General features: G+C 75.1%; 5 protein-coding genes and 1 pseudogene. All 6 read right to left on the reverse strand.

Translation table 11 applies throughout. The features are described from left to right. A partial coding sequence (locus HUW36_RS23040) for a beta-ketoacyl-[acyl-carrier-protein] synthase family protein (protein WP_174530085.1) occupies window positions 1–825 on the reverse strand: 825 nt, incomplete at its 3' end. Further along, window positions 822–2,441, reverse strand: coding sequence for a class I adenylate-forming enzyme family protein (locus HUW36_RS23045; RefSeq protein WP_174530086.1), 1,620 nt, complete (start codon window positions 2,439–2,441; stop codon window positions 822–824). The genes HUW36_RS23040 and HUW36_RS23045, both read right to left, overlap by 4 nt. Beyond that, window positions 2,438–2,938: a beta-ketoacyl synthase chain length factor gene (locus tag HUW36_RS23050; RefSeq protein WP_174530089.1), complete on the reverse strand. Its 501-nt coding sequence runs from the start codon at window positions 2,936–2,938 to the stop codon at window positions 2,438–2,440. Before HUW36_RS23050 ends, HUW36_RS23045 begins: the two co-directional genes overlap by 4 nt. 305 nt (window positions 2,939–3,243) lie before the next feature. Then, window positions 3,244–5,025, reverse strand: a pseudogene (locus tag HUW36_RS23060) (ABC transporter ATP-binding protein); the annotation flags it as partial. Between the two features lie 37 nt (window positions 5,026–5,062). Further along, entirely contained in the window at window positions 5,063–5,575 is a 513-nt protein-coding gene (locus HUW36_RS23065) for a methylated-DNA--[protein]-cysteine S-methyltransferase (protein WP_174530087.1), read from the reverse strand. Continuing rightward, window positions 5,572–6,200, reverse strand: a 629-nt coding sequence (locus HUW36_RS23070) for a DNA-3-methyladenine glycosylase family protein (protein ID WP_174530088.1), incomplete at its 5' end; no start/stop codon positions are given. The genes HUW36_RS23065 and HUW36_RS23070, both read right to left, overlap by 4 nt.

Below are 6,200 nucleotides of genomic sequence, written 5' to 3' on the forward strand. Positions count from 1 at the left end.
CGCGCCGTCGGGCCGCGGCGCGGTCGGGTGGTACGCGTCGGTGTTCACCCCGTAGCCGGCGACCTCGGCGTAGCCGGTCGCGCCCCGGGCGGCGGCGTGCCCGGCCCGTTCCAGCACCAGCAGCGCCGCGCCCTCGGCCAGCACGAAGCCGTTGCGCCGCTTGTCGAACGGTCGGCTCGCCTCGGCGGGGTCGTCCCATCCCCGGGCCAGCGCCCGGGCGTTGCCGAACGTGTCGGCGAACGTGCCGAACAGCGGCGCCTCGCTCGCCCCGCACACCACCACGTCGGCCTCGCCGGCGCGGATGAGGCGTACCCCGTCGGCGACGGCCTGGGCGCCGGAGGCGCAGGCCGTGCCCACCGCCGAGCTGTAGCCGCGAATGCCGTGCGCGATCGCGACCCGGGCCGAGGGCATGTTCGGCAGGATCCCGGTGAGCAGGTATGGGCTGACCGCCGCCCGGCCGCGCGCGGCCCGGGCCAGCACCTGGCTCTCCAGGGTGGACATGCCGCCGACGCCGCCGATGATCACTCCGATCCGTTCCGGGTCGACGTCCCGCCCCACCTCGATGCCGGCGTCGGCGAGCGCCTCGGCGGCGGTGATCAGGGCGAGCAGCACGATCCGGTCGAGCACCTTGGTCTCCGGCCCGGACGCCACGGTGCGCGGGTCGATCGCCGGCAGTACCCCGGCCACCTCCAGGCTGTCCCGCGCCGGGTGGCCCTCGGGTGGGCGCCGCAGCCCCGAGCGGCCGGACAGCAGCGCCGCGAACGTCTCCTCCACGCCCCGCCCGGCCGGGGTGAACAGCCCCATGCCGGTGACGAGCGCGGTCACGACGGGGCCTCGGTCAGGTAGCGCTCGCGCAGCGCCACCTTGCGTACCTTGCCGGTGACGGTGACCGGGATGTCGTCGGCGCGTACCGGCACCACCCGGCGCAGCGTGGCGGCCACGTCCGGGCCGAGGGCGGCGCGGATGCGCGCGGTGCGGTCCGCATCCGGGTCGGCGCCGGCGGCCAGCTCCAGCAGCACGTCGGTGGTGACGGTGCCGTCGTCGGCCTTGACGATCACCACCGTGCAGTCGGTGACGTCGGCGCAGGCGGCGAGGATCCGCTCCTCGGACAGCGCGGTGAAGAACCGTCTCCCGCCGCCCACCTCGACCGAGTCGACCGCCCGGTCGAGGTGGTAGTAGCGGCCGTCGTCGTCGGCGTAGACCAGGTCGCCGGTCAGGTACCAGCCGCGCAGCCGGAACCGGTAGGTGGTGACCGAGTCGTTCCAGTAGCCGCGGAACAGCGACGGTGAGTCGATGCCCAGCCAGCCGACCTGGCCGGCCGGCAGTTCGTCGCCGTCGGCGTCGAGCACCGCCACCTTGGTGAACCGGTACGGCCGGCCGACGCAGCGCCCGTACCGGTTGGTGTCGACGGTGTGCGTGACGTGGAACATCGAGTGCCCCATCTCGCTGGAGCCGAGCCCGTCGATGAAGACCGACCCGGGTACCCGGGTCACGCCGCCGCGGGTGACCACGTCCCGGGAGCCGACCGCGACCAGTCGGCGCACGTGCGGCTCGTGCGAGCAGTCGCCGGTGTTGAACCACAGTCGCACCGAGTCCAGGTCGTAGCCGGACAGGTCGAAGCGGGCCAGTTCGGCCCAGGTGACGGAGAAGCCGAAGACGCCGTCCGGCCGCCAGCGCTGGATCGCGTCCAGCACCCGTTCACCGCCCTGCTCGGAGAGCAGGTACATCTCCGCCCGGTTGCCCAACGCCTGGTTGACCATCAGCACGGTGGCGGTGTGCGGGGCGGGCAGCGCGTTGAGGATGCGGGTGGTGCCCTGCGCCTGCGGCATGGACAGCAGGTGGCGGGTGGCGGCGAACAGGCTGGCGTGCGAGTGCAGCACCGCCTTCGGCACGCCCGTGGTGCCGGAGGTGTGGGTGATCACGATCGGGTCGTCCGGGTGGTGCCGGTAGTGCGCCGGCGCGGTGTCCGGGTCGCCGCTACCCGCCTGCGCGGGTTCACCGATCATCGGGGCGCCCAGGTCGTGACCGGCCAGCGCCTCGGCGTGCGCGGCGTCGGCGAGCACCCCGGCGGCCCGTAGCCGGCGGATGTACTCGGCGGCGATCTCCGGGCGCAGCCTGCCGTTCATCAGCGCGGGGATCGCGCCGAGGCGGGTCAGCGCCAGGAACGACAGCACCATGTCGGCGGCCGTGCCGGCCCAGACGGCGACCGGGTCACGCGGTTTCACCCCGCGTTCGTGCAGCCAGGCCGCCCGGGCGGCGACCATCCGGTCGAGCCGGCCCAGGGTCAGCGGGGTCTCGGCCGGGTGGCCGTCGATCTCGGTGTCGAACGTGAGCCCCGGGCCGTCCGGGTCGGCGCCGTGGGCCAGCACCCGGGCGAGCACGTTGCCCGCGCCCAGTTCGGCGTCGGCCGCGAGTGCGCCGCGTAGTCCCTTCGTCCTCATTGACGTGTCTCCTCCCCCAGCAGCACCGCGGTCGCCTCGCCCGACGTGCCGTCCGGTGCCAGTTCGATCAGGATCAGCAACGCCTGCGCGGCGTCGCCGTCGTGCAGCAGCAGGTCCGCCTCGGCCTCGCCCTCGGCCCGTGGGTCCCCCGTGGGGCTCAGGCACACCACCGGGCCGTCCAGTCCCCAGCGGGCCGCGACGTGCCCGGCCACGCTGTTCGGCACCGACTGGAAGAAGAACAGCGGCCCGACCCGTCCACCCGCGGCCACCGTGGCGCGCACGTGCGCCGCACTGGTGACGTCCCCACCGGCGCTGACCAGCACCACCGCCGTCCGGTTGCCCGGCGGCAGCGGCCCGTCGGGGTAACGCCGCGCGAGGCACCGCTGCGCCACCGCCGCCACCAGCGGCGCGAACGGCGAGTGCACGAACCCCGCCACCCCCGCCACCCCCGCCCCCCGGTCCCCCGCCTCAGGCCACCGCGCCTCCGCGAGCACCACCACCCCGGTGCGCGATCTTGCGGTTGGTGCCCCGGGCGCGGGCGATGTGCCCGTTTCGCCGGGGCCGGAAGTGCAAGATCGCGGAAGGTCGGGGTGGGTGGGCGCGGTCATGAGGTGCTCACCAGGAGGGCCGTGTTGGCGCCGCCGAAGGCGGCGTTGAGGGTCAGGGCGTGTGCGGTGCGCGCGGGGCGGGGTGCGTCGCGGACGACGTCCAACGGGCACTGCGGGTCGGGGCCGAGCCAACCGGCCGTCACCGGCAGCTTGCCGTGCCGCAGGGCCAGCACGGTGACCAGCAGTTCCAGCAGCCCGGACGCCTCCAGCGCGTGCCCGTGCACCGACTTGGTGGAGCTGACCGGCAGCCGTGCGGCGTCCTGGCCGAACACCCGGGTCAGCGCCGCCGCCTCGGAGGCGTCGCTGAACGGGGTGCCGGTGGCGTTGGCGTTCACGTAGCCGATCGCGTCCGGGGGCAGCCCGCCGCGGCGCAGCGCCGCCTCGACCAGCGCCTCGGTGTGCACGTCGAGCGCGGACAGCGGGTCGTCGAGGACCAGCAGGGCGGGCCGGCCGAGCACCGCCCGGGCGAGCGCCAGCCGTTGCCGCTGCCCGCCCGAGAGCGACAGGCCCTGCTCGCCGACCCGCGTGGCCAACCCCCACGGCAGCTCGTACGCGAACTCCGCCTGGGCCAGCGCCAGCGCGGCCCGGACCTCCTCCTCGCCGGCTTCGGGACGGCCCAGGGTCAGGTTCTCCCAGACCGACATGGAGAACAGCGTCGGCTCCTCGAACGCCACCCCGACCAACCGTCGGAGCGCACCGAGCCGCAGGTCGCGCAGGTCGTGCCCGTCGAGGGTGACCCGGCCGTCGGTCACGTCGTGCAGGCGGGGGACCAGCGACAGCAGGGTGCTCTTGCCGCAGCCGGTCGCGCCGACCAGCGCGAGTGTCTCGCCCGGCTCGACGGTCAGGTCCAGCTCGTGCAGCACCGGCGCGGGCGCGCCCGGGTAGCGGAAGCTGACCCGCTCGAAGCGCAGCCGGCCGCGCACCTCGGCCCGGTCGAGCGCGCGGGCGTGGGGCCGGTCCGCGATGGTCGGCGGGGTGTCGAGGACCTCCTGGATCCGGTCGGCGGCGGTGGCGGCCTCCTGCCCGTTGGCGATGATCCAGCCGAGCGACTGCACCGGCCAGATCAGCATGAGCTGGAGGCTGACGAAGGCGACCAGCTCACCGATGGTGAGCGCGCCGTCGGCGACGGCGGCGGCGCCGGCCACCAGGACCGCGCCCAGCGTCAGGTTGGGCACCAGGTCGAACAACGCGGAGGTGCGGGCGAGCAGCCGGGCCTTGCCGATCCCGGTGTCGTGCAGCCGGCGGGCGCCGGCGGCGAACCGCGCGGCCAGCTCCGGCCCTCGCCCGTACGCGCGCATGGTGCGCAGCCCCTGTGCGGTCTCCTCGACCAGGGTCGCCACGTCGCCCTGCTGGTCCTGCATCCGCCGGGAGGCGGCGTGGTAGTGCCGGGCGAAGCGGCGGCTGATCAGGAACAGCGGGACGGCGCTGGCGGCGACCAGCAGCCCCAGCCAGAGGTGCAGCCGGATCAGCAGCACCACCACGGCGGCGTACGTGATCAGGTTGAGCACCAGGAAGAGCAGGCCGAAGGAGAGGAACCGGCGGATCACCGAGAGGTCACTGGTGATCCGGGAGAGCAGCTGGCCGGACTGCCAGCGGTCGTGGAAGCTGGTCGGCAGCCGTTGCAGGTGGGCGTAGATGTCGGCCCGGATGGCCGCCTCCATGCCCACCGACGAGGACGACTGGGTCCACCGCCGGATGAAGATCAGCACCGCCTCGGCGAGCCCGAGCAGCAACGCGAGGCCGCCCAGCCGGAGCAGCCCGGCCTCGTCGTGCCGGGCCACCGGGCCGTCCACCACACGCTGCACCACGAGCGGCACGGCCAGGCTCGCCGCCGTCGCGGCCAACGCCGCGACCAGCAGCCAGGCGAACTCCGTCGCGTACGGGCGCAGGTAGGGCCGCAGCCGCCAGAGGTTGCGCAGCGGCTGGGACCGGGCGTCGGGATGCGCCGCGGGGCTGCCGTCGCTGGGCGCGGGCACTACCCGACGGTAGCGGCCGGGGGCGACGTTTCGGCTGTCAGCTAGCCGTCACCCGTCCCTCATGCCCGAGAAGCCACTTCTTCACGTCGAGCCCCCAGCGGTAGCCGCCGAGCGTGCCGTCGGTGCGCAGCACCCGGTGGCAGGGCACGAAGAGCGCGGCGGCGTTGCGCGCGCAGGCCGCCGCCGCGGCTCGGACGGCGGCCGGACGCCCGGCCAGCGCGGCGAAGCCGGTGTAGGTCACCGGGTCGCCCGGCTTCACGTCGCGCAGCACCCGCCAGGCGTGGGTCAGGAAGAGGCCGTCGGTGTGCTGCTCCACCGGGACCGCGTCGATCGCGGTGAGATCACCGTCGAGGTAGGCCCGCACGGCGGCGGTGACCGGGCCGAGGTCGCCCCGCTCCCGCAGGTCGCCGCGCAGGCTCGGGTGCGTCAATGGCACCAGCGCCGCCGGGTCGGCGGTGAAGCCGGCCGCGCGTACCGCCCCGTCAGGGCCGGCGAGCACGCTCAGCGGGCCGGCGGGGGTGTCGATGACAGTGCTGTCCACAGTGTTCATGCCGCTCTCCAGAGTCGGATCGTCGCGTACGACCGCCAGGGGCGCCAGCGGTCGGCGTAGGCGTGCAGGGTCTTCGGGTCGTCGGGCAGGCCGAGCGCGGCCGCGCCCCGGCGTACGCCCAGGTCGGTGGCGAGCACCACGTCGGGGTCGCCGAGCGCCCGCATGGCCAGGTAGCCGGCCGTCCACGGGCCGACGCCGGGCACCGCGGCCAGGCATCGGGCCGCCTCCTCGCGGTCGCCGCCGGGTTCGAGGTCCAGCTCCCCGTCGGCGACGGCCCGGGCCAGCGCCCGGATCGTCTCCCGTCGGGCCCCGGGCATCCGGAACGCCGTGTCGGGCGCGGCGAGCACCTCGGCCGGGGTGGGGAAGGCCCGCAGGCCGCCCGCCTCCTCGTCGGCGGCTCCCCGGTCGGCGGGCGGGACGGCGGCGAGCAGGCGGGTGAGTGTGGTGCGGGCCGATCGGAGCGAGACCTGCTGGGTGGTGACGGCGCGGACCGCCAGCTCGAAGCCGTCGACCGCGTGCGGGAGCCGGACGCCGGGCTCGGCCTGGAATCCCAGATAGAGGAATCCGTACGGTTCCGGATCGGTGAAACGGGGTGACGGACTGTCCATGGACATCCTTCGGTGGG

Source organism: Micromonospora maritima (assembly GCF_902825405.1).
GTDB classification, from domain to species: domain Bacteria; phylum Actinomycetota; class Actinomycetes; order Mycobacteriales; family Micromonosporaceae; genus Micromonospora; species Micromonospora maritima.

Excerpts from the sequence above, each read along its gene's own strand:
- HUW36_RS23065 (WP_174530087.1), bottom strand. The coding sequence starts at position 5,575 with ATGAACACTGTGGACAGCACTGTCATCGACACCCCCGCCGGCCCGCTG.
- HUW36_RS23045 (WP_174530086.1), bottom strand. The coding sequence starts at position 2,441 with ATGAGGACGAAGGGACTACGCGGCGCACTCGCGGCCGACGCCGAACTG.